Origin of the sequence: Mesorhizobium sp. M1A.T.Ca.IN.004.03.1.1, from assembly GCF_003997555.1 — a bacterium.
Taxonomy (GTDB): domain Bacteria; phylum Pseudomonadota; class Alphaproteobacteria; order Rhizobiales; family Rhizobiaceae; genus Mesorhizobium.
In genome coordinates, this window is the sequence record NZ_RZTV01000415.1 from 1 (window position 1) to 267 (window position 267).

The 267-nt window shown below is 57.3% G+C and carries 1 protein-coding gene; it reads left to right on the forward strand.

All coding sequences use genetic code 11. The annotated features are described in order from the left end of the window. On the forward strand, nt 1–267 hold a 267-nt coding region (locus EOD29_RS32235), incomplete at both ends, for a C1 family peptidase (RefSeq protein ID WP_206520564.1).

The following is a 267-nucleotide window of genomic DNA, read 5'->3' on the forward strand; positions in this document are numbered from 1 at the left end:
GAACGGTTCCGGTCTGCAATTCGGCCCCATCAATCCGGATTTTCTGCGTACCCAGTGGGACGCAAACTCTTTGTTGGGTAGTTACTTCCACTTTGGCGCGCGGCCCGGCCCGCTCAACCTGTCGCACATGACGGGAAAGCCCATACAATTCGATCTCGCACCGCTCGACACGCTTCCGTCGACATACGATCTGCGTACGCTGGGCAAATTGAGCCCGATCGAAAATCAGGGACAGTGCGGTTCCTGCTGGACATTCGCTACCATGGG